Annotated in this window: 16 protein-coding genes and 3 pseudogenes; 5 read left to right on the forward strand and 14 right to left on the reverse strand. The window is 31.4% G+C overall.

Features of this window, described 5'->3' with window-relative positions; all coding sequences use genetic code 11:
• Positions 1–17: 17 nt before the first annotated feature.
• Positions 18–1108, forward strand: a pseudogene (locus FPG78_RS06125) (IS481 family transposase).
• 171 nt (positions 1109–1279) lie between these two features.
• Here FPG78_RS06125 and tnpC read toward each other — a convergent pair.
• The 9 genes and pseudogenes from tnpC to FPG78_RS06170 form a co-directional block, all read right to left on the reverse strand.
• A pseudogene (gene tnpC, locus FPG78_RS06130) lies at positions 1280–2642 on the reverse strand (IS66 family transposase).
• Between the two features lie 347 nt (positions 2643–2989).
• Positions 2990–3583, reverse strand: a complete 594-nt coding sequence (locus FPG78_RS06135; RefSeq protein ID WP_144087118.1) for a Cof-type HAD-IIB family hydrolase — start codon at positions 3581–3583, stop codon at positions 2990–2992.
• Positions 3584–4381: 798 nt separating this feature from the next.
• The gene (locus FPG78_RS06140; RefSeq protein ID WP_144087119.1) at positions 4382–5164 is read right to left on the reverse strand and encodes a hypothetical protein; all 783 of its coding nucleotides are present in this window, start codon (positions 5162–5164) and stop codon (positions 4382–4384) included.
• Positions 5165–5380: 216 nt separating this feature from the next.
• Positions 5381–5770, reverse strand: a complete 390-nt coding sequence (locus FPG78_RS06145; RefSeq protein WP_144087120.1) for a hypothetical protein — start codon at positions 5768–5770, stop codon at positions 5381–5383.
• Positions 5771–6250: 480 nt separating this feature from the next.
• A pseudogene (locus FPG78_RS08495) lies at positions 6251–6331 on the reverse strand (hypothetical protein); the annotation flags it as partial.
• 15 nt (positions 6332–6346) lie between these two features.
• A complete protein-coding gene (locus FPG78_RS08500) occupies positions 6347–6568 on the reverse strand; it encodes a C2H2-type zinc finger protein (RefSeq protein WP_144087148.1) in 222 nt (73 codons plus the stop codon).
• Complete coding sequence (locus FPG78_RS06160; RefSeq protein WP_144087121.1) at positions 6544–7371, reverse strand: C2H2-type zinc finger protein; 828 nt, start codon at positions 7369–7371, stop codon at positions 6544–6546. The genes FPG78_RS08500 and FPG78_RS06160 overlap by 25 nt, the downstream gene beginning before the upstream one ends.
• Positions 7349–8293, reverse strand: a complete 945-nt coding sequence (locus FPG78_RS06165; RefSeq protein ID WP_144087122.1) for an ankyrin repeat domain-containing protein — start codon at positions 8291–8293, stop codon at positions 7349–7351. The genes FPG78_RS06160 and FPG78_RS06165 overlap by 23 nt, the downstream gene beginning before the upstream one ends.
• 271 nt (positions 8294–8564) lie before the next feature.
• Positions 8565–9323 (reverse strand): ankyrin repeat domain-containing RING finger protein, encoded by a 759-nt coding sequence (locus tag FPG78_RS06170; protein ID WP_144087123.1) that lies wholly within the window; start codon positions 9321–9323, stop codon positions 8565–8567.
• A gap of 525 nt (positions 9324–9848) precedes the next feature.
• On the opposite strand from FPG78_RS06170, the gene FPG78_RS06175 reads away from it, so the two are divergent.
• Positions 9849–10304 (forward strand): hypothetical protein, encoded by a 456-nt coding sequence (locus tag FPG78_RS06175; RefSeq protein ID WP_144087124.1) that lies wholly within the window; start codon positions 9849–9851, stop codon positions 10302–10304.
• 88 nt (positions 10305–10392) lie between these two features.
• A complete protein-coding gene (locus FPG78_RS06180; protein WP_144087125.1) occupies positions 10393–11199 on the forward strand; it encodes a hypothetical protein in 807 nt (268 codons plus the stop codon).
• An 847-nt stretch (positions 11200–12046) separates the two neighbouring features.
• Here FPG78_RS06180 and FPG78_RS06185 read toward each other — a convergent pair.
• Both FPG78_RS06185 and FPG78_RS06190 read right to left on the reverse strand, forming a co-directional pair.
• Positions 12047–14353 (reverse strand): HD domain-containing protein, encoded by a 2307-nt coding sequence (locus tag FPG78_RS06185; protein ID WP_144087126.1) that lies wholly within the window; start codon positions 14351–14353, stop codon positions 12047–12049.
• Positions 14340–15470, reverse strand: a complete 1131-nt coding sequence (locus tag FPG78_RS06190; protein ID WP_320411065.1) for a sodium:solute symporter family protein — start codon at positions 15468–15470, stop codon at positions 14340–14342. Before FPG78_RS06190 ends, FPG78_RS06185 begins: the two co-directional genes overlap by 14 nt.
• A gap of 198 nt (positions 15471–15668) precedes the next feature.
• Here FPG78_RS06190 and FPG78_RS06195 point away from each other — a divergent pair, with 198 nt between their 5' ends.
• Both FPG78_RS06195 and FPG78_RS06200 read left to right on the forward strand, forming a co-directional pair.
• Positions 15669–16418, forward strand: coding sequence for an NUDIX hydrolase (locus tag FPG78_RS06195; RefSeq protein WP_144087128.1), 750 nt, complete (start codon positions 15669–15671; stop codon positions 16416–16418).
• 134 nt (positions 16419–16552) lie between these two features.
• Positions 16553–16987, forward strand: a complete 435-nt coding sequence (locus FPG78_RS06200) for an NUDIX domain-containing protein (RefSeq protein WP_144087129.1) — start codon at positions 16553–16555, stop codon at positions 16985–16987.
• A gap of 415 nt (positions 16988–17402) precedes the next feature.
• Here the strand turns inward: FPG78_RS06200 and FPG78_RS06205 are convergent, their stop codons facing one another.
• The 3 genes from FPG78_RS06205 to FPG78_RS06215 form a co-directional block, all read right to left on the reverse strand.
• Complete coding sequence (locus tag FPG78_RS06205) at positions 17403–17666, reverse strand: hypothetical protein (protein WP_144087130.1); 264 nt, start codon at positions 17664–17666, stop codon at positions 17403–17405.
• Positions 17659–18318 carry a division plane positioning ATPase MipZ gene (locus FPG78_RS06210; protein WP_144087131.1) on the reverse strand — a complete coding sequence of 220 codons (660 nt, stop codon included), beginning with the start codon at positions 18316–18318 and terminating at the stop codon, positions 17659–17661. Before FPG78_RS06210 ends, FPG78_RS06205 begins: the two co-directional genes overlap by 8 nt.
• Before the next feature lie 126 nt (positions 18319–18444).
• Positions 18445–20712 (reverse strand): VapE domain-containing protein, encoded by a 2268-nt coding sequence (locus FPG78_RS06215; protein WP_144087132.1) that lies wholly within the window; start codon positions 20710–20712, stop codon positions 18445–18447.
• Positions 20713–21827 lie beyond the last annotated feature (1115 nt).

Here is a 21827-nt window from a genome sequence, read left to right on the forward strand (position 1 = left end):
TATAAATTATAACTATTATGAACTTACATCAAAAAATCATTAAACCGAAATTAGGCTTATTGGAACTGGCAAAAACGTTAGGTAACATATCTTCTGCGTGTAAAAATATGGGTTATGGCAGAGATAGCTATTACCGATTTAAATCCTTGTATGAGACAGGTGGTCAAGAAGCATTGTATGAAATAAGCCGTAAGAAACCTATTCTAGCTAATAGAGTAGACCCTAACATAGAAAAAGCAGTATTAGATATGGCCATAGACTATCCGGCTTATGGTCAACTTAGGGTATCTAACGAATTAAAGCAGCAAGGTATACTTGTTTCTCCTGGTGGCGTAAGATCTATCTGGTTACGCAATGACTTGAACAATATAAAGAAACGGCTTAAAGCTTTGGAAGCTAAGATGGCTCAAGATGGTCTTGTTTTAACTGAATCGCAGCTAGCAGCATTAGAAAAACGTAGAAACGAACAAGAAGCATGTGGAGAAATAGAATACCGAACATCCTGGTTACCTAGGCTGTCAAGACACCTATTATGTGGGTACCTTTAAAGGTATAGGTAAGGTTTATACGCAAGTCTTTATAGAATAGTTATTCTAGAGTAGCTAATGCAAAACTCTATACTGATAAGACAGCTCTAACAGCAGCTGATATGTTAAATGATAGAGTATTACCTTGGTATCAAGATCAAAACATACCTATTTTACGTATACTAACAGACCGGGGTACGGAGTATAAAGGCAAAATAGAACATCATGCTTTTGAGTTGTTTTTAAGCATAGAAGGTATAGAACATACGGTCACTAAAGCCTATTCACCGCAAAAGAATGGATTTTGTGAGCGTTTTAATAAAACTATGAAACAGGAATTCTTTGATACAGCTATGCGTAAAAAAATCTATACTAATCTAGATGAGTTGCAAGAGGATTTAGATAACTGGTTACATTACTATAATCATGAGCGACCGCATTCTGGAAAGTATTGTTATGGTAAAACACCTATACAAACTTGGGAGGATAGTAAAAAGCTAGTTCTTGAAAAAAATAATCAAATCGCGTACCTTAAAACAATACCTGACAAACTAAACTTAACTGACAATTTTAGAGTCTAATTTTTACTGCCTGTCAGATTAAATCTTAACTACTACACATGATGTTAAACTGTTCTTTTGAAAAGATTGTGTTCTCTTCAAAAGACCAAACTGATGTGTATAAATTAAAAGTGTAGTATATATGAGATTAAATATTGACTACTCTTTTGTGTGCGTTCAGCGTAGTGGTTTTTAAGCGATTAAATTCTGCAGCTGTGTGAAAGGGTTTAGCTTTTGTTGCTTCCAAGTTAGGTACAAAGAGATGACTCTTTCTAGGAAAGTATTACCTCTTTCTGATTGGGTAAAGTATGAATTTTTACGATAGACCACGTAGTGCCTGATTTGTCTTTCAGCCAAGTTATTGGTTAGCGGAATATTGAATGGATCCTCACAAAATTTCCATAACATAGGCTCTGCTCGCATTATATTTCTGGCCACACGACTAGCGTGCACGGCACATGGTACCCCTAGCAATAGCCTTTAAGCCATAGCAGGCCCGTTTGCGCAATTTTCTAATGCGCCTTAAAAATGGAAGTATCTCAATAGAACGATTCAAAAAAGCTCGATTCAAGGCAAAGAGTTCACTAGCTATCTTTTTTAGATAATAGCCTAATGTTTTGACCTGACTGTGCCAACTATGGGCAAACCTTTCAAAATCTCTAGCAATATGTGACCAACAGAGTTGCCGATTGCTGGGTGGAAAATAATTATACACCGCATATCTATCAGTAATCACAGTGGAGTTTTGACGATTTAATCCACTATTTTCTAAAATTTTGCGGCTTCTGGAAGTAGTTAACTTAAGGAGGCTGGCTATAGGACTAGTAAAGATCCAGCACCAACCTAACTTACCACTGTTATAGTGGCCGGTTTCATCTATATGGAGCACTTTACTTTCCCTAACGGTTTTTTCTATAGCTTGGTAAGCTTCTTGGCATTTTGCAGCTACTCTAGCCTCACTATTAGAGATAGTGCCTAGGCTAATATCTACGTTAAAAATATCTTTTAAAATATAGCCTACTTCTCTTTTAGAGTTTTTATAAAACCCAGTTAAAGCAGCAATAACTGACTTGATTTTAGGACCAAAGGTATCTCCGGTAACACCCTTAGGAAGGGAAGCAGCGTAACGCTTGCCACACTTTCTACAACGACCATGGTGTAGATGATAATCGATTACATGGGGCTTAATTTCCGGCAGATCTACTTTTTGGTGAATATAAGGCTTGGGAGCTATCGCTACAGGACCACCACAGGAACAGGAATTGGAAATGTGTAACTCAATAACTTCATCTGCTTCCAGCTTACTACGAGTAGTGCCTGCGTGACCAGGCTGTCCGCCTCTATTACGAGTGCTTTTTACTTTATCCCTTTTTTGCTTGTATAACTCTTTAGATGTAGGAATCGATGAGTTCTTTGAAGTCAGCCCTAGCTTTTCTTTTAACTTGCTATTTTCTTCCTCTAACGATTTATTGGCTAGCTCTAAAGAATGCGTAACTAATTTTAATGAATCAAGCTCTGATTTGAGTAGCAAATTCTCTGACCTTAATAAAGAAATTTCTGACTTTAAAAAAGTTACCTCTGATTGCAGGCTAAGGATGACAGATTGAAGATGATCCATTGGATGGATAAATATACTTAAACAATAGCTAAATCTAACAATTTATTCACATTTTAACAAAGCCTAAAAACCACTGCGCTGAACACATACACTCTTTTTTGAAGAGAAAGGTTTCCGTTCACGACTGTGGCTGAAGACGGTTTTTTGACTAAATTTTGACTAAAGTTTTGAACAAATATTGAATGTTTTCGCTAAAAAACCGTCCTAAAAACATGCCGAAAATCAAATTTTAACCACAGTCGTGAACGCAGACAGAGAAAGAGCCAATGTGCTCGACTAAATGACTATTTTTGATTTAGCTTATCTACTGATTCTTGTACTTTAGACCAAGAGAATCCTTTGTAGCCTGCTGGGACTCCTGTAGCACCAAAAAATTTTGCTCTCATAATTTGACGTCCATCATCATCTACTAGTATAACACGCTTGATATCTTTTATATTAGTTAACTTCATAGCTTGTTGTATATGTCCTTCTTTATGACCACCACCCGTGGTTTTCGGATCAGACCATCCCATTATAGGTATATCTTTTATTTGATCTTCAGTTAGTCCTATTTTTTTTAGTAATGTTTTATCATATCTGCTGCTGAGAGTAGTAATGGCAACTCTATTACCACTTTCTAATAAATTATTTATCAAATTTTTTAGCCCTTCATGATCAATCAAACTATCATTTCTATCAAGAATAGTACCATCAACATCAAAACATACTAAAACTGGATCTTCTTTGAAATTTCCATCTTTATCTAAAGATTCTAATTTTATATTTCTAGCAACTGGCTCTCTATTACTTTGACCTTCTCCTGTAGGATTTACATTGTACTGCCCCGAACCATTACAAGATGCCATAATTGGTAAAATAAATAAATACTTTTTCATAATAGGATAATTTTTATTTTTTTTTATAAACACATAAACATCTTATGATCTTCTCACTAATGAATAAGATTATGCAATTTTCAAAAAATATTTATTAAAAAGCAAGTTAATTCATCATGTATTGCAAATACAGGGCTTAAGATTACGGGATGAATGCATTAGATATAGCTAGTCTTCAACTTGAAAGCATGTAAGTTGAAAACTAGAAGGACTTCTATCTACTGAGAAATACTAGTCTATGTGGATACACTTTCGAACCAGAAAATATTTGTTTGTTTAGTTATTTTCTAATGATTCATAGTGTTTTATATTGGAAATCAGTCATTTGAAAATTAACTATTAATCAATCTATTTCTATATTATACTCATAATCAGTATAAATTTGTTGCGTAATATGCGTAGCAACGTGAGTTCATGATGGATTTGTTGCATGAATAGGTTAAAATCTTTCCTATACTTTCTTAAAGAAATATATTACGAAACTTACACTTTTATGCCAAAATAATTGGCTTAAGGTATACCAAGAATTAGATTTTTGCTACAATGTTAAAGACAATATACTATTATACAACAAAACCATACAACTTTAAGATTCGAAGAAAGGGATCAGATTTGACAGGCTTGTGAAACTGTCCAATAAAAATTAATTGTTTGGAATTTATTAGATACAAGAAATGATATGATTATCATAATTATGTACGTTTATCCCTTCAGAAAATCCTCTGAAAGCAAAAAGAAACTCGTATTTTAGGTAAATATGGACTATACTATCCGTTCATACATCGTAGAAAACAGAAATTATCTTCTTTGCCAATCATTTGGATAATAATCTCTGTACAAGTCCCACATATCATTGCTATTATTAATAGCATCTTCTGCATCCAATGAAGTATCATAAGCAGACTCATTGGCATCTCTAAGCATATCCCTCATAGAATTTAGGATCCGATTTACTCCATATCTTCCGCGCTCAGGAGCTGTAGTTTGAGGATCATGTTCGGTAAGAAAATCCCTATTATACAGATCCAATACTCTCTCTGCTTCATCCATTAAACCCTGTATATTATTTAATCTACCATTTGCATGGTTGAGTAGAGCTCTTGTATTTACAGACAGATCACGAGCTTGACGAATGCGCTCCACATTGTCATCGAAACGTTCTATACGTTCACGATCACCACGCCTAGCTGCACCATGATCATGTGGATGAGCTCCCCTACGAGCTAAAGCCCCTGCAGCAGGAGGAAGATCTCTACCACTAATACTAATAACCCTATTGGCAATATATGTACACCTTTCAGAAGCAAACCTAGCCCGTTCAACACGGTTCTCCGCCCAAGCAAGAGCATCCCTAATAGTATTCAACATATCTTCCAGGCTATTAAGATAATCGTTACGATATACCTGTGTAAGATTACCTTCATTATTCTGGTTTAATCGTATGTCCTCATTTAGTGCATTAATATTTCTTCTAAATGCTTCAGGGTCATTATCTGCTGCAGAAAGACGATCAGTTCTAATTAAGATAATTGGAATAAAAAGAAAAGCCAACGTCCTTTTTAATATTGATGAATTCTTCATATGTGTGATCAAAATTTATTTATCATTTTTAATATTGATGAATTCTTCATATGTGTGATCAAAATTTATTTATCATTAAATATTATGTATACACTTGTGTAACAATAGTAATTACATTTTAATATAATTTCTAACCTATAATTCGTTATTCATTTTACTATTGTTATCTAAAAGGAAAAACTATATAATAAAAATTAATTCAGGATAACTAAGGAACTAAGTTTTATTCATCTGATTTTTCCTACGTTTTACAAATTCTTCGTATGACTTTTCATTTTTTTCAGCAGCCCGAGCAGCACGTTCAGCAGCCTCAGCAATACAACGATAACCCTCACCTAATTCTGTGTTTTGATAATCTCTGGCACGCTTGTTCATTTTATTAGCATGTTCCTTAGCGTTTTCGGTAATAACCTTATAATTAGCGATACGTCTTTCTTGATCATCAATGATACGATTACGGACCTTATCAGCCTTATTAGAAATTTCAGAAGAAATTCTAATTCCATCACCACTACCATCCATATAACTTGGATTCTCCATTTTATTACATCCAGTTATTCCAACTGTATAGCAACACAATAGCACTTTAAAATTATTCGTGTTCATTTTTATTTAGTTTAGTTCAAATCAAAGCTAATTTTCCATTACAATTTTACCTTTAATATCTTGACACTAATTTTACAAAAAAGCAATTAAATCCGCAAATAATTTATAGATATAGAGTATATAAAAATTTCTCCTATTTACTTTACAAAAAATTATGATTTTGATTTGATCCAGAGATTAATTATCCACCGATGTATAAAATTCCACACAGTGAAAATATATTCATCTACTTGTCTCGAGAAACGACCGTTTAGCGAGACACATTTATCTCTTATCTCAAACTTTATCCCAGGGTGGATGAAGAATTTCCAGTTTAAATCAAAATCATAACTTTCTATTCATTCGAGACATATTTTACAATTGAAAATCAATGATATATATTAAATATACATTATTGAACGTATATTTGCACATGATTTGTCCTAGTACACTAATGGTGGTATTTCTCAAACTTACTATGCAGTTTTCTGCCTATTGTTGCTAGGTACTGGGTGCTGTGTGATGTGTGTCCATATGGTATCTTAAACCATTACTCTGAGTGAACCCTTCCCCACACTCCTGACATTCATACGGTTTTTATTCTCTGTGGGTTCGAATATGTTTTGTTAGGTGACTTGACTGAATAAATTTCTTACCGCAGTATGAACATTTGAACGGTCTTTCTCCTGTATGGATTCGAGTATGTGTTTCTAATCCACCTTTCGTTTTGAATTGTCCAGTACAAAATGTGCATTCATACGGTCTTTCTCTTTTGTGGCATCTTGTATGTGTTTCTAATTTAGATTTGCTAACGCATATCTTGCCACAGTATTCACATTTAAATTCACTTTTTTTGTGTGAGTTATTGTATGGGTTTTTAAGTCACCTAATCGAGCGAAACTTTTCTCACAGTATTCACATTTGTACGGTTTTTCTCCTGTGTGGATTCGCAAATGGGTTTTTAGTCCACTTTTCCAAGTGCATTTTTGCCTACAGTCCCCCCATTTACATATAAAAGGTGCTTCTATTGTGTGTGTGTTCACGTGAATATATAAATCATCTCTACTAACACAATCTTTACCACAATTCCCCCATTCACATGTGATCAGACTTTTAGAACCACATTCTGTTTGCTTTATTTTTTTATGTGATGTTCCGGTATCCTGATTAAACTCATCAGGTCTTTTAACACTCGTATTATCTTGTGTAGTAGTAGTCCTATTATTTAAATAAGTACTAGACAAATAAGACTCAAATTCAGACCAATTCTTGTCTAATTTATCGACATCATTAGATGGAATGTAATATTTATCATCTAAATCGAGTAGATTTAACTTTGGCTCTTCTTTTGGTTGATTTTTATGTTCTGTTGAAGTAGGATATTTTTTATTTAGGATTATATTCCCTAATAATTCAACCATAGGTGTATTATGATCCTTAGCATATAAACCTAAAGTATCCTTAGTAGATTGTAATTGTTCTATATTTATATAATCCGATAAAATTGTAACAAGATTTTTATGACCACCTATCACTGCAAGATCAAATACTGAATGCGTGAAATTATCTTTTATATTACATAAAATATTATCTATATCTTTATCTATATTTACATTTGACAATTTCTGAACATGAGAAAGGGAGCTTCTGTAACCAATCTAAGATCATTCTACAAATATCGACACGTCCATTTTCAGCCAAAATATGAAACACAGTATACCCTTTTTTATTCTGTATTTTTAGATCTTCAATCTTATCATTATACCAAATGAGTGTATCTATATTTTTATCAGAGTTAATGAAAGACTGAAAAAAAGAAATATCGTTCTTTTCAGCTGCAGTATGCAGTTTGCTGTTTTCTTCTATTTGATATTCATTATTTTTATGCTTTATGTACTCCTTTATTACTTCAATCGCAGTTTTAATCTGTTCACATTTTTCAATATTTGCTTCATTTTTAATCTGTTTTTCTGCAAGATTAATAGCACGTTGTAGTATATAGTATTGTATAGTACAGTTATACATATTTAAGTGCTTAAATGCTTTTTTTAGGAGATATGTATTTCCACTTATGGTTACTAAATCAATAGGGGTTAAACCTTCATTATTTTTTTGTTCTAGATTTACAACTATGGACCTATAATGATGGTGTAAAGATGTAGTCTTATGATTTTCAAAAAGGTTTCTAATAAAATTAATATTATCAAAATTATTATGTAGTAGAGTATTACCATATTTATCTGACTTGTTGTATCTATTAAATAAGTATTTAATGGTATCTTCATGGCAAGTACAACATTCTGACTTTGGATGAATAATCCTGTCTAACTCATTAGGATTTATACCTTGTTCTAAGAAAGATTGAATAAATCCGACATCACCTTTTATGGCTGCAGTATAAATTAATTCGTTTGCTTGATCTAAATGGAGGATTGGTATAATTTCTTTTTCGCTAGAATATCCATCACATCTTGCTATATTACTATCTGTGATACCATTATTATACCTACTTGTATTACCACATCCGTATACAAAGCATCCCAAAAATAAATAGCATAAAAAATAGGATAATGACTTGTTATAAAATTTATTTCTTATTAAACTTAAAGAATCGTACATTGTAATTAAAAAAATTAGAGATATAGCCTCTGGCATATACTTATCCACTTATATATTACGACTAAATTTGGATAACTATAGATTGTTTTAGCATTACTTTGCAAAAGTATAAAAAATATAAATAAAATCCTACCTATAGCGATGTTTTTTACAGTACGCCTTTAATTTATATCCTCTCTAATTCGCTTACTGAAGATTAGTTGACTGGTTTTATTGCTTGTCTACAAATAGGACAGATTTTGTTATCACTTTTCTCGATATCTACCCAATCCTTAACGCATGATTTATGGAAAAAGTGCCCACATGTAGTTATATGTATAAGGGATATAGCCTTAATGGATATAGTATCAGGGAATATATCATCAAGACATATAGAACAGGATGCTTCACGTTCAGTCCTAATATCTTGCAGTAATAAATTAACTATATCTGTTCTACTATTATCAAACGCTACATTAAGAGCTGTGTCCCCATTGGAGTTTTTTGCATTGATATCAATGCCTGTACACTTCATTAGTTTTTCAACTATATCAAAGTGCCCTAATCTTGATGCTACATGAATAGGGGCATTGCCATAACTATTTTTTTTATTGACATCAATATCTTCACAAGTAACTAAAAAAGATACTATTTCTAGTTTATTTAGCTCAGATGCATAATAAAGAGACGTCTTACCAGTACTATCCGTTGCATTGACATCAGTTTTTGGATCATTAAGTAAAGATTTTAACCCGTTTATATCACTATTTTCAACTGATATGTGCAGTTGTGTCTTTAAGTAATTTGTTAATGGGATAGGATTACGTGAAATACCATTCAACGTTTCCGGAATATATGTTGCATTCTCATTTACACCATATCTTCCGACAAATTTATCACAACTTACTAAAGATAACACCACACTTAATCTGGTGATTAATATGAAACGTAAAGTACGTGTTATAGGGTGGTTCATTCTTTTAGAAAAAATATATAAATGTTTATAGCTGCTCTGACTATATTATTTTTATGTAAAATAATATTATGAACAACATGCTATTATACCAACCTGTAAGACTTATATGGATCTCTTCAGAAGGATGAAAATAAATCACGTTAAGGTAACAAATTATAAAATCCTTCTTGGATATAATGTATGAAAATTGGGCATTTACCTGAATGTTTTTCTAATCCTAATCGTGTGCCACGAGTGAGACGACAAGTCAATGGAAAAGATATTTACTAGTATTAATAAAAATTCACTTCACTGAGTGAAGTATAGTGTCATATACTATATACATTTATTTGTATATTTTGTGACTTTTTTGTATAATTAACAAGTTACTAATGTTTTAGTAGTTAAAATGTTTTAGTAGTTAATATGTGCAAATAACCTAAAATCAAAAATATCGACTTTATTCAGTTAAAATTGATATTACTGTGTTAGGATCTATTCTAAATTACTAACATACTTAATAGTATATAAATTTTTATGATTATTATGAATACAAAACTATTTTACACTTTGAATTTAATAGCTTACACTGGAATCGGTGCTTGCAATGGGGCTACCGTGAGCAAAATGGATAAAAAAACTGTAACACTAGCACAAGAATCTGATAAAGGAAGTTCCTATATGTCTAATGTCAGTAATAATAAGAATGTTACTATTACTAGAGAGATGATTACTAAATATGAAAAAGAAGCTGATGAACTCGACAAAGAATCTGAGGATATGAAGAAAAAGATCCGTGATCGTATGGGAAAAGACAATAAAGAGAAAACGGCTTCATTTCCTTGTGATAATTACAAAGTAAGTGGTAATTATATTGATAAATTCATTACTGTTACTGAAGAAATTATTATTAAGTATGAAAAAGAAGCTGATGAACTCGACAAAGAATCTGAAGATATGAAGAAGAAGATCCGTGATCGTATTGGTAAAGACAATAAATGATAATTATTAAAGTCATTCGTAAAATGATAAAAAATAAACCTGTACTTTAATACATAACGTATAAATAATACTTTTTAAGACATTGTATATGGAAAATAACAATCGTAAATACCCATATTATTTAAGGTTAATCACATGCGTAAGATTTTTTCTTGTCTTGGTTGCATTAACAGGAATGAATAACCCTGATAATTATAACCGGTTACTTCGTAATGAGCAGCATAACTACTACCGTCAATCTGATAACTATCGTGAACGTATTACAGAAGCTGTAATTTCAGCTTGTCAAGCTGCCATGAGAGCTAGAACCTGGTCTGCTAGTAGGGTGCGAGAGACAGAGTTAGCTGTAGCTAAGATAGATTTTATATTAAATACTGAGCTACGAATTATTATCAGCAATATTACAAGTAATAATCTTGTTCAAGAAAGTTTAAGAAGATATAATCCAGGTGAACATGTTGAAGGAATCCAACGCAACAATAGAGATAATAGAATCAGGAATATTATTAATGTAGAACTTGAGCGCATAGAACGAGATGTAAGGTCTGCTCTTAGAAACACCACTGAACAAAGAAAATTAGCACGGTGGGGACTAAATGGTCGACCTAACGCACATGGTGATATGGGTAAATCGTTCGATCAGCTACTTAATGAGATGAGAGATTCTAGGGATAATCTTAACCAGCGAATAGCACCAATGCCTCTTTTGGATAATCGAGATAGAGACGATATTCAATTAGCAGCTAGTAAACTGAAATATATAAATAAAACTTCTTTTCAGATTTCTGCATATGCTGATATATCCCTTGAAGAACTTCAAAGAGTAGAAGAATATTATGATGAAGCTGCTGAACTGATAAATGAAATTAATCAACTTATAGGAAATAATGGGTAAAACTTATCATATAAATACTATTAAGGCTAATTGTTCAATTAGGCAGCATATCTGTTAAGCTTCCAAACACATTTGTGGCATCCATTCAAAACTGTGGATGAAGTTTTATTTTCGACATATTTTAGCCGACATTCCGCACAAAAAAATGCTTTTTATAAATTATTTTTAACTGATTTATAATGAATATAAAAAACACATAAATTTTATAAAAGAATAAATATAGGTTTTGCAATTTTTATTAAAAATTTTTTAACTGAAAATCAGCTATGCAAAAATTAATTTAGAATTAATAAAATGAGTGATTTTTAATCATTAAACTCATAGTCAGTGTAAAATTTTGTTCGGAATGTCGGTTTTAGGCATGCGTTTAGGATATTCTTTTAACGAAAGCGCACAAGTTTTGTTCCAAATTTTGGTAACACACTGGAAAAAACGTGTTTTTTCCAGTGTGCTTCTAAGAAGCTGCAACATAATCAAGTTTCTTTTTTAGGTATAACCTGCGTCCGTGTGTGGGGGCTGAATGGATACCATTTGTTGGTGAGTGTTTCATATTGATTGTATTGTTAATAAAAGCATAGGTAATATGACGCTCCAAGTTTTTATAATACAATGATAACCAGTATCATTAATTGTTAAGTTATTATATTGAAATGTATATGGAATAAACTTTGTAAAATAAACTTTTTATTTATACTGATTATCAGATTAAAACATAATATAATCCCTGGTTTATAACAGTACTTCATGGTCGACTAAATAGTAATCGCTTATAGTGTATTTACGCATGATTTTTCCTAGTACTTTATTTACATAGGATATATTTCATAGTTAAATCAAATATTTAATCTTATGTAGGATTCATATGTAAAATCTGATTACATATATTTTCCATTTCTGATATCCACGTTAAAACATTATTTTTTTTAGACCATGGAATGTAAAACTCCATAGTATCTTTTGCTATTCTTTTCTGGTCTTCTAGTTTTCTTGCAGATATAGTTCGTAGATTATGCAGTCTATCAGCTAGTTTAATCTGAACGACACGAATGTCCTTACATTGATTCAATATATTTTGATTATCAGACTTATCTAATTTCCATCGAAACCCATAAGTATTATAATGCGTAATCATGTCTACTATATAAGCCACTTCCATTCCATATAGTAATTCTATTTGCTCTAATGTAACGGTTGTATCCTCTACTACATCATGTAATAGAGCAGCCAAAATGGTGTCATCGTCTTTTGTAGCCTCTAATACAATCTTAACTACCCCCATAGGATGGGTATAATAAGGATCACCTGACTTACGTATAACACTTCCATGCGCTTTCTTAATAAACTGAATGGTTTCTTTTACCTTTTGCTCAGTTAAAGTTGTATTACTTACAAGTAAACGAATGAGCTCTTTTTCTTGAGCCAAACTTTCATCCGTTTCTGCTACCTTATTAGATAAGTCATCGGTATGGTATCGTTTAAATTGCATAACTTTTTTACCATTAATAGGTAATATGTAGAGACAGGCTAAACCAGTTTCTGTTTCTATGGTTTCTATATATCCTCCATGCGCTTGTACCATTTGTCTGCTTTCTTCTTGGTACAGACTATGGATGGTTTTAGGTATACAGCATGAATTAATTTCATCTGTAACTACGTAAGTAGGTGATATATTTGGCCTATCTGCATCTGCAGATATAAAAAAAGCGAGTGCAGATAATATGGGCGCTTTTAACTGCTTCTCGTGCGTACTATATATAGATACCTGATTAGGTTCAGGAAAAGGGTAAGATAACAGTGTGTCTAAAATAGTTAAATAAACGGTATGATCTATGATATATTTACCCTGACATAGGTTTAAAAAATTTATAGTCAATAATCTTTCAAAAGTGGTGGGGACAGTTAATAAATATTTTTCTTTTGTTTTTTTCGTTACAAGCAACTGTATTGGTATATCTAGTTTTCTAACCGTTTCATAAGATTTTAGAATTAGTTTCTCTATATCAACTTTATGGATAGATTTTGAGTCTAAGGTAGACGTACGTTCTTCCTTAGCCCTTTTCAGCAGAGATTGGCTAAATATATAAAGCTTCTTCTGGAATTCCTGTATAGGTAGGCTTGCTACATATGGGTTTAACTCATCAGCCATATCTTGTAGTACTTTTCCATTATAGGTAGGGTCTAATCGGTTCCAGTTGGCTTGATTATGTAGAGAATCTAGCGCATACTGTTGATCACAGCTTCTAGTTAACGCTATAGTTTGTAATTGTCTGTTAGTTGTATTCCTTAGATATCGATATACTAAACAACTGAGTAAAATGGTTAATCCTATCATTGTTTCTGTAGTTATCAACTCTTTATAACTTACAAGGTCTAAATGAGGCGGTATCCATCTATATATCAATAATACAAAAGATAGCATGACTATTGTTATAGTATATGGTAATAATAGACTACTTAAACCTTTATTTACTATAAATAGTGCGCAAGACATAGGTGAAAAATGGCTTAACTTCATATAGGTGATGCCAGAAATAAAAAAGACAATACATAACAATATAGGCCATAATACATGCAACAAACCATTACCTTCCTGTTTATAAGCATGAAACATAGGATAAATGGTTACTATTGTTCCTATAGCCATGACAGCTATATACCAGTAGATGTAGGAAAATAGATATACTTGCTTCACATAGAAAAATAGTATGGAGCTGTAAATAATAAAATAAATACCTGATGCTATAAAAGTAGTAGCGTTTTTAGGAAATATATCCTTCCAGTAAGAAGTAGTAAAAATTGATTGAAAATAGTATAGCTTTCTTAACCACCAACGTTTGGTTTCTTGGTTTTGTAGTTTTACTGGACTATCATCTGGAATACCTACCCATCCTGTATTTGGCTTTTTAGGCAACAGGTAATGAAAGAGCAATAAAATGGACGCACCATATATAAGAGATAGGAATACATCACGTTCTCTTATAGCTTGTCCTTTTATAAAGATATGATAAACCGTCATAGCTGTGTTGATGCCCATCGAACATAAGACAGTAGCCGAACGGGGTCTAAATCCAAAACAAGCCATAATCATTGGAACTGTAACCGAAGGAGTATAGAAATAAAATACTTTATTTAAAAATTGTCTAATATTGCTCATATGTATGTAATGTGATCAGAATGGTAGCTATACCTATTAAACCAGAGGATATTCGTACAACTCTTAGAGAATATTTATCGGTTCGTTCTCTAGAACCGCTTATGAAAGGCCATATATCATTAGCAAATAACACAGAACCTGTATGCAAATAAGAGTCAACAGTAGAAATACATAAAGCAATAATAGCTGTTATAAGCAATCCTTTGATTCCAGGAAAATGATTAAGCTGAATAATATAGTCTAGTATTTTTTGTTTAGGTGGAACACTATTGCCACTTGTATATAAAGCAGCAATAACAACTAAAAATAGCAGCGAAAAAATGATCCGAATTGTGCCACTTTTAAAAAATACTTTGGTGGCTTGTTGAATAGAAGAAGACATATAAAAACGCTGTATTTGCGCTGGATCAAAAGTAAATATGGAATGCCAAATGAAATAAGTAAACAGATGAACTAAAGAATTATCCCATATAGGAGATATATCCCAAGTGGCTATTTGAGATAAATTAAACTGTGACATATTGACAAATTTTTGCCAATTAATCCATGTATTTTGAGAATTGTATAAAAGAGTAAAAGTTAAAATAGGCAAACAAATACTGAAGAAACAAAATTGATAAACATCTGTTAGCGCTACAGACCTAGCCCCACCTAAAATAGTGTAAGCCGTAACTAATAGTCCTAAAATGATTGTGTAATAATTAGCATATGCTGGTGCGTTACAAGAAGTAATAGATTCAATAATAATTAGACTAATTTTAAACTGAGCAGAAATCTTAGCTATTGTTACTATAATACCAAAGATGGCTGTAAGAATGCGAACAGATCTTCCACATAGCCTACCCATAGATTCAGCAATGGAAAAATCTCCTAGCCACTCTTTCATTCTAACAATAATGAACTGAGAGGCTAAATAAAACCTAAGTGGGCTACCTAAACTTAGTAGCAACATATATAATCTTTGATAGTAGTAACCAGTCAGTTGGGTATGTAAAAAATTCCCTCCATAGGTAGCTATTAAAGAAACGATAATGACCCAAGTAGACATATTTCTACTGCCTACTGCATAGTCTCTAAATGTAGCAACTGATCTACTACAGTATAATCCTATTGCCAGTGTAGTTACTAAGAATAACTATTATGATCAATAGGTCTATATCCATGGCTTATCTATATTTTTACGTTTTTAGCAAAACACTATAATAAAATTTAATAAAATTAAGTGAATACTTCCATCCTGAATGGTAATGGCATATAATATTCATTTAATTTTTGTATTAAGTGTTATAATATATGCGCATACATATACTATATAATGGATAATAATCAGATTAAAAGAAAAATCCTATTTGCTATGTTTCGTTTATGTATACTTTTTTATCTATGTCTTGTTGTTTGTAGCTACATGGAGCATAGAACCGGTATGTTGCCCAATAAAAACAAGATTCCTATTCAAGAACAATCGGAATGTGGCTCAACAGTGTGTAGTTATGACAGTAGCACTATACTTAAAAAAAGATTAAAAAATAAGATAAAAGCCAGTGTTGGTGTTTTGCTTTGCTATACTAATGATAAACAAGAAAGTTTTGTCTTATTAGGTAGAGAACGAGTAGGAAAATGTGATGGGGGAACATGGTATGAATTAGGTGGAAGTGTGGAAACAGGTGAAAGTTTTTTAGAAGCTGCTATTCGCGAATCAAAAGAGGAAAGTGGAGGCATATATCAGTTGGATCCCAATGACTTATTGAATAATGGTGTGGTTTGTTATAGTGAGCATAAGAAAAAGGATGGGTGTATTAGAGAAGAAGTATATATCTTACTGAGAGTAAATGATTTTTATCCTGCTGATGTGTTATGTAAGGCAGTCAATCAGCAAGATAAGGATACTTATAGGGAGAAAGATAACTTTAAATGGATTTCATGCGATAGTTTATGCAAAATCGAGCATAATCCTTGTGTATTAAAAGATATAGATGGTAATGAGTATACGTTTATGTTAAGAACGTTTTTCTATGATGCATTGAAACGAGATTCATTCCTGGTGAAATTAAAACCTGTAATGTAATTATAATTGAAGCATATAAGTTATAACATATGGTTTATTTAAAAAATAGATGTTAATGATTCTATCATATGATTTATCGCATAATGGATCTAATAGGTGCTTAGCATTAAAATTATATAAACAAGCATAACAAAATGAAAGATTACACTGTACAAGTAACAGCTAGAGCGCTAATAGTAAAAAATAGGAAATTGTTACTTGTGAGCAATAATTATAAGCTTTGGTATACACCTGGTGAGCACTTAAACTCAAGTGAAATGCTTCCAGATTGTATGGTAAGAGAAGTAAAGGAAGAAACTGGAATTGATGTTAAACCAAACCAGATTGTCTATGTTGCAGAATTTTTTGATAAAAAATACAATGTACATAAGATAGAAGTCTACTTTACTGCAGCAATAATTGTGGATGAACTTCCTAAGAATTGGTTAGATCAAGATGGTCTGGTTAAAACCTATCAATTTTTTGATGTTCAAGCCTTGAAAGATATCCATGTTGTACCAGCCTTTTTAAAAACAGGAAAATGGTTAAATATTGATATTGATGTTTATCAAGGGTCAGAGAAGCGATAAAACAATATTATATAGTAGAGGGGTTTTTGTATTTAAGTGTGTATATATTTTATAGGTTGTCTATTTCTATAGCATTTCACCCTTAAATTATACAGTAAAAATACACCTAAAGACGTGATCAGAAAGGAGATAAACGTATTGCTAGACTCAGGTGTAGACTTATGCAAACTTTTTAACCAAGGCGTCTTACTCAAACAATTAAGAATTGGAATCAGAAACGTATGCCAATTTAGGCTATAGTCTAAACATATAAATACTAATTATCATTATGCTCTACCGATCGTACATAGTTTAAATTAGGTATAGAAACTGATTTTCATTTATTAATACATTCTACATGTTTTTATGGCTAACGGTATATTATAGAAATAAAAACTGAACTAAATTAAACTAGTTTAAACTAAACCAGATTAGATTAGTTTAGTTTAAACTTTTCTACCTCTGAACGTAATGAGTTTAAAAGATACTTAGAACAAAGCTTTCTCCTGGACACATCTCCATCAAAATAAAGAAATATTTTTTCTAATAGTTCTGACATCTCTTTTGTAAATGGTACCGTTATTTCTTTGACATGTTTATTGCCTACTACAGAAGTGGATATATCCTCTGCTCTACTAACTATAGCATCACCTTTTTCTGTTATACTAGGAATAACTCTATTTTTTTTAAAACTAGACATAAGATTCTACCTCTTTTTTTAGATTTAATATTTCAATTCTTGACTTTAAGTCGTTCATTTCTATAACCCCAAAACCTTCAGATGAAGCTACCTTATATACCTTTCTATTATAAACCTTAATCTGAGAAGGAGACAATACATGCGTATAATCCTGAAAAAATAACTCTGCATCACTAATAGATTGATCTAAGTAATGAACAGAGCAATTATTTAGTATGTAAAAAGTCTTACGGTGGTTATTTTGACAATGGGTTTCTTCTAATAACCAACAAAACTCTTCTATAACTTCAATATCATTTTGAGAAGGTGTAAATGGGATATATACAATATCAGAAATTAACAAAGATGTTCTTAAACTTTTACTATCACTACCCTGTACATCTATTATCACAACATCATAATTTTTAGAATCTTCGACAACCGAGTTTCTTAAATCATCTACCTGAATAGAAGAAAACACCTGAGGCTTTTCAGGATGATATTCATTACGCCTAGATACCCATTTAGAACAAGTTCTTTGACGTATATCGCAATCTACAATTTTAACTTTTAGATTACTATGCGCGAAAGAAACAGATAAATTCTGAGTTAACGTTGACTTTCCAGAACCTCCTTTTACTTGTAAAAATGCTACTATGATTCCTCTTTCCATATTTTAATAAAATATATTGAACCAAACTAAATTAGTTCAGTTCAGTTCAAACTTATTTAGTTTAGTTTAAACTAAAAATTACTATACAAGGAAAATGTATTCTTACAATTCCAGTAATACGAATAGTTATCTATAACTCATGTGACGTAAAACCCAGTAACCATATTTATTAGTAATAGCTACTCGATCAAACCCAGCTTCTCTTAACGCACTCCCAACTAATTTAGTATTCAGTCTAATAGTAGTACCAACAATTCCCTGCAAATATCTAAGTATATCTGTAGCTGTCATAAATTCCCCCTCTGATTTAGTAGAAGGTGAAAGATACTGTACGATTAACTCGACCTCTGTAGATTTAGTCTTAAATTGATCAGAACGAATTTTTAACTCTAAAAATTCCTTTTCACTTAATTCTCCACTACAATTATCAAATTTATACAAATGATAAGCCTCCTCCCAGGCTTTCTCCAATATATATATGGCTTCATCATCTAAATAATCAATAGAATCTACCTCAAAACTAATCCATCTACTATTACCCAAATCTGATCGTAAAAATTCAACATTATTGGTACTACCTAAAAAAGAAGCTATACGAGGGGCCGTTATTTCATCTTCTTGATAAGGCAAACGGACATTAACATAAGGCTGAGAAATCCAAGCCTTAATTACCTCTGAATTAGATCGAAGCTGATGCAATTCATCTAAATTTATAATAAAGTTTCTGATAAGGGATTTTTGTGCATCTTTCTCATTACTAATAACCGGGTTACCATTGTAATACTTTATAAGAGAGCGAGGACATAAAAACCGACAAAAATAACTTTTACCTATATTTTCCTTTACAGAACATAAAATTAAGGCATGTTTATTGATCCCTTCTGGTTCAAAAACCGTACGAATAGACCTAATCATCCACTTCCTGAGATGTGTATACCAATATTGATTACTTTCAGACGTAGGATCCTTTAAATGAACGTAATTAGCCAGTTGACGAATATAATCCTTACTACCATCAAATTCATTTCCTTCAAAAGATAAAAAATAAGATTCTATAGGATTAAAACGTTCTACAAAAAAAGACTTTAATATGCAGTTAATCAAATCTAAAGAACACTCAAAATTGTGTCTATCTAAATTATCTCTTAGTTCATTTACGTTAATTTTTTTCCATAAATCAGGATTACGCTTAATACTCATTTCACGCTCTTGAGTAACTACATTCAATCGAAAATTAAACTTATTACTTAAATAGGCTTTCACTTTACTGCGTTTAGTACTACATGATTTTCTAACGTTATGGTTATTAATAGAATTTACTGTAATAGATTGTACCTGTTGTACACTAGAATCTATAAGTATCTGAAAATCATTAGTAGTATACCTTTGAAAGTATTCCGCTATATCCTTTACATCTCCTGGCAATTGAACGGATACAATACCAAAAGAATCTCGTAACTTCTTAGAAGCATTCTTCCCTGCCTCATCATTATCATAACAACATAGTAGTACGAAAGTCTTACTACATAAAACTCTCAACAAATCATCACTAGGCATCTGATGCTCTGACTGCAGAGAAATAACATTAACAAACCCATGAGCATAAGCACTCATACAATCTTTCTCCCCTGCTGTAAACAGGACATAATCTAAATTTCCTTCAGGTAATTGAACCAACCCAAAAACATCATCTTTAGTTTGGTTTTTATAAGAAAATGATTTCTTTTGACCTTTAAAATATGGATCACTTGAAAAAGAACATTCTATTGATGGGATATAGACTTTAACCCTACCAGATATATGATAGGCTGCTACAATCTGATGCTTTTCAGCATATTTGAAGGATAAAGATCGACCAGAATTACTTGTATAAGATAAAAAAGCCACCTGTTTAACATCAAACCTTTCTAAAACAGATTGATCAATACCATACTGTGACCAGTATTCTAGATATAACTTAGAAATAAAAGATTCTGAGTAAGGTATATACTCAATAGAAAGTGTTTGAGAAGGTAAAGAAGATTCAGGTTTTTTAACTATAGATGTATTAGAATAGATAGGTTTATGAATGACATTTTGACCTTTATTATCACACAACCCCAAACACATTTCTTGGTCAATTAATTCTAAAAGTTCCTTAAATTGTGTTCTACAGTCTAGCCCATAATAATCCGCCCACATTTTAAAGGCATCTCCCTGGTGACCTGTATTAAATGATTTAAATTTCCAAGTCCCTTTTTCTTGATAAATAGACATACTTGGTCTATCATCTTTTTCTGAAAATATTGACTTGTAATTTTTTTTTCTTAAATTTGATCTAAATGTGGGAACCAAGTAGCGGATGAGGTATTCCTCTCCCCCTACCTTTTCCAGGATTTTCTCTTTTGTTATCATAAGTTTAAGTTTTAATCCTTGGAAGTATAATTCTTTCATTGATCTGGGTACCAGCCAAATAAATTAAAAACTAGCCTTCCTCGGGAGGCTTTTTTTATGCCTTTCTACTATTTCTTTCAAAGAACTTAAAATAATTTTCCTTAATACCATCCGCATTGACTATGTCAATACAGCTTTGAATAACACCTTTTAACGTAATATTAAAGCCCTTATTTAAAGCATCAGTGTGCACAGCACGTAGGGACATGTAGTCCTCGTGAGACATCTTTAAACTGTAATTCCTGGTAATTTTTGGTTCTTTATCATTCATGCTCCAAAATTATATAATTCTATGGTATAAAACAAACTTTTCATATAAAAAGTTTAAACATTTTTAAACTTCATGTAAAAATGTAATTAAATGTAAGAATTACACTATTAAACCATACATTAATAAAATACTAATAATCAACACAAAAGTTTGTTAAATGTAAGAATGTAAGATAAAATAATATCTTTAAATATATTATGTACCTGTATACATATATGTTAATATATGTGTATAAACTACATATATTTATAGTTATTTTAATTTTATCTTACATTCTTACATTCAGTATTTTAATTATTTGATTTTCAGTAATATCATTAATGTAATATATACGAATATACATCCTACATTATCTTACATTCTTACATTAGTATACCTATTTTTGTACCATATAAACGCCATTTTTCTAATCCATATGCATATTTTATAGTTTATAAACGAAGCAAAATAATCCATATGAAATATATAATACATTGATTATAAGTTTATTATACATGTAGTACTTATAAAAACACATGTATAAAAATAAAAATACACTTTATTAGATACATGAATTATACATATTATATTGGTTATTAAAATTTTATGTGTATGATTTAATCTAACATTACACATACTCACATAGACACTTCAACAGACACTTCAGTAAACATAAATCAAGCTGATTATGAGTAGATTGTATATGTACATATGTCTACTTTTAAAATGAAACACATATACATATATATAATAACTTGATATTCAGATTAATAACTATAATACAAGTGTCTTCAGAAGTATCAATAGAAAATAGACAAACACGGAT

This window comes from Cardinium endosymbiont of Dermatophagoides farinae (genome assembly GCF_007559345.1).
Lineage (GTDB): Bacteria > Bacteroidota > Bacteroidia > Cytophagales > Amoebophilaceae > Cardinium.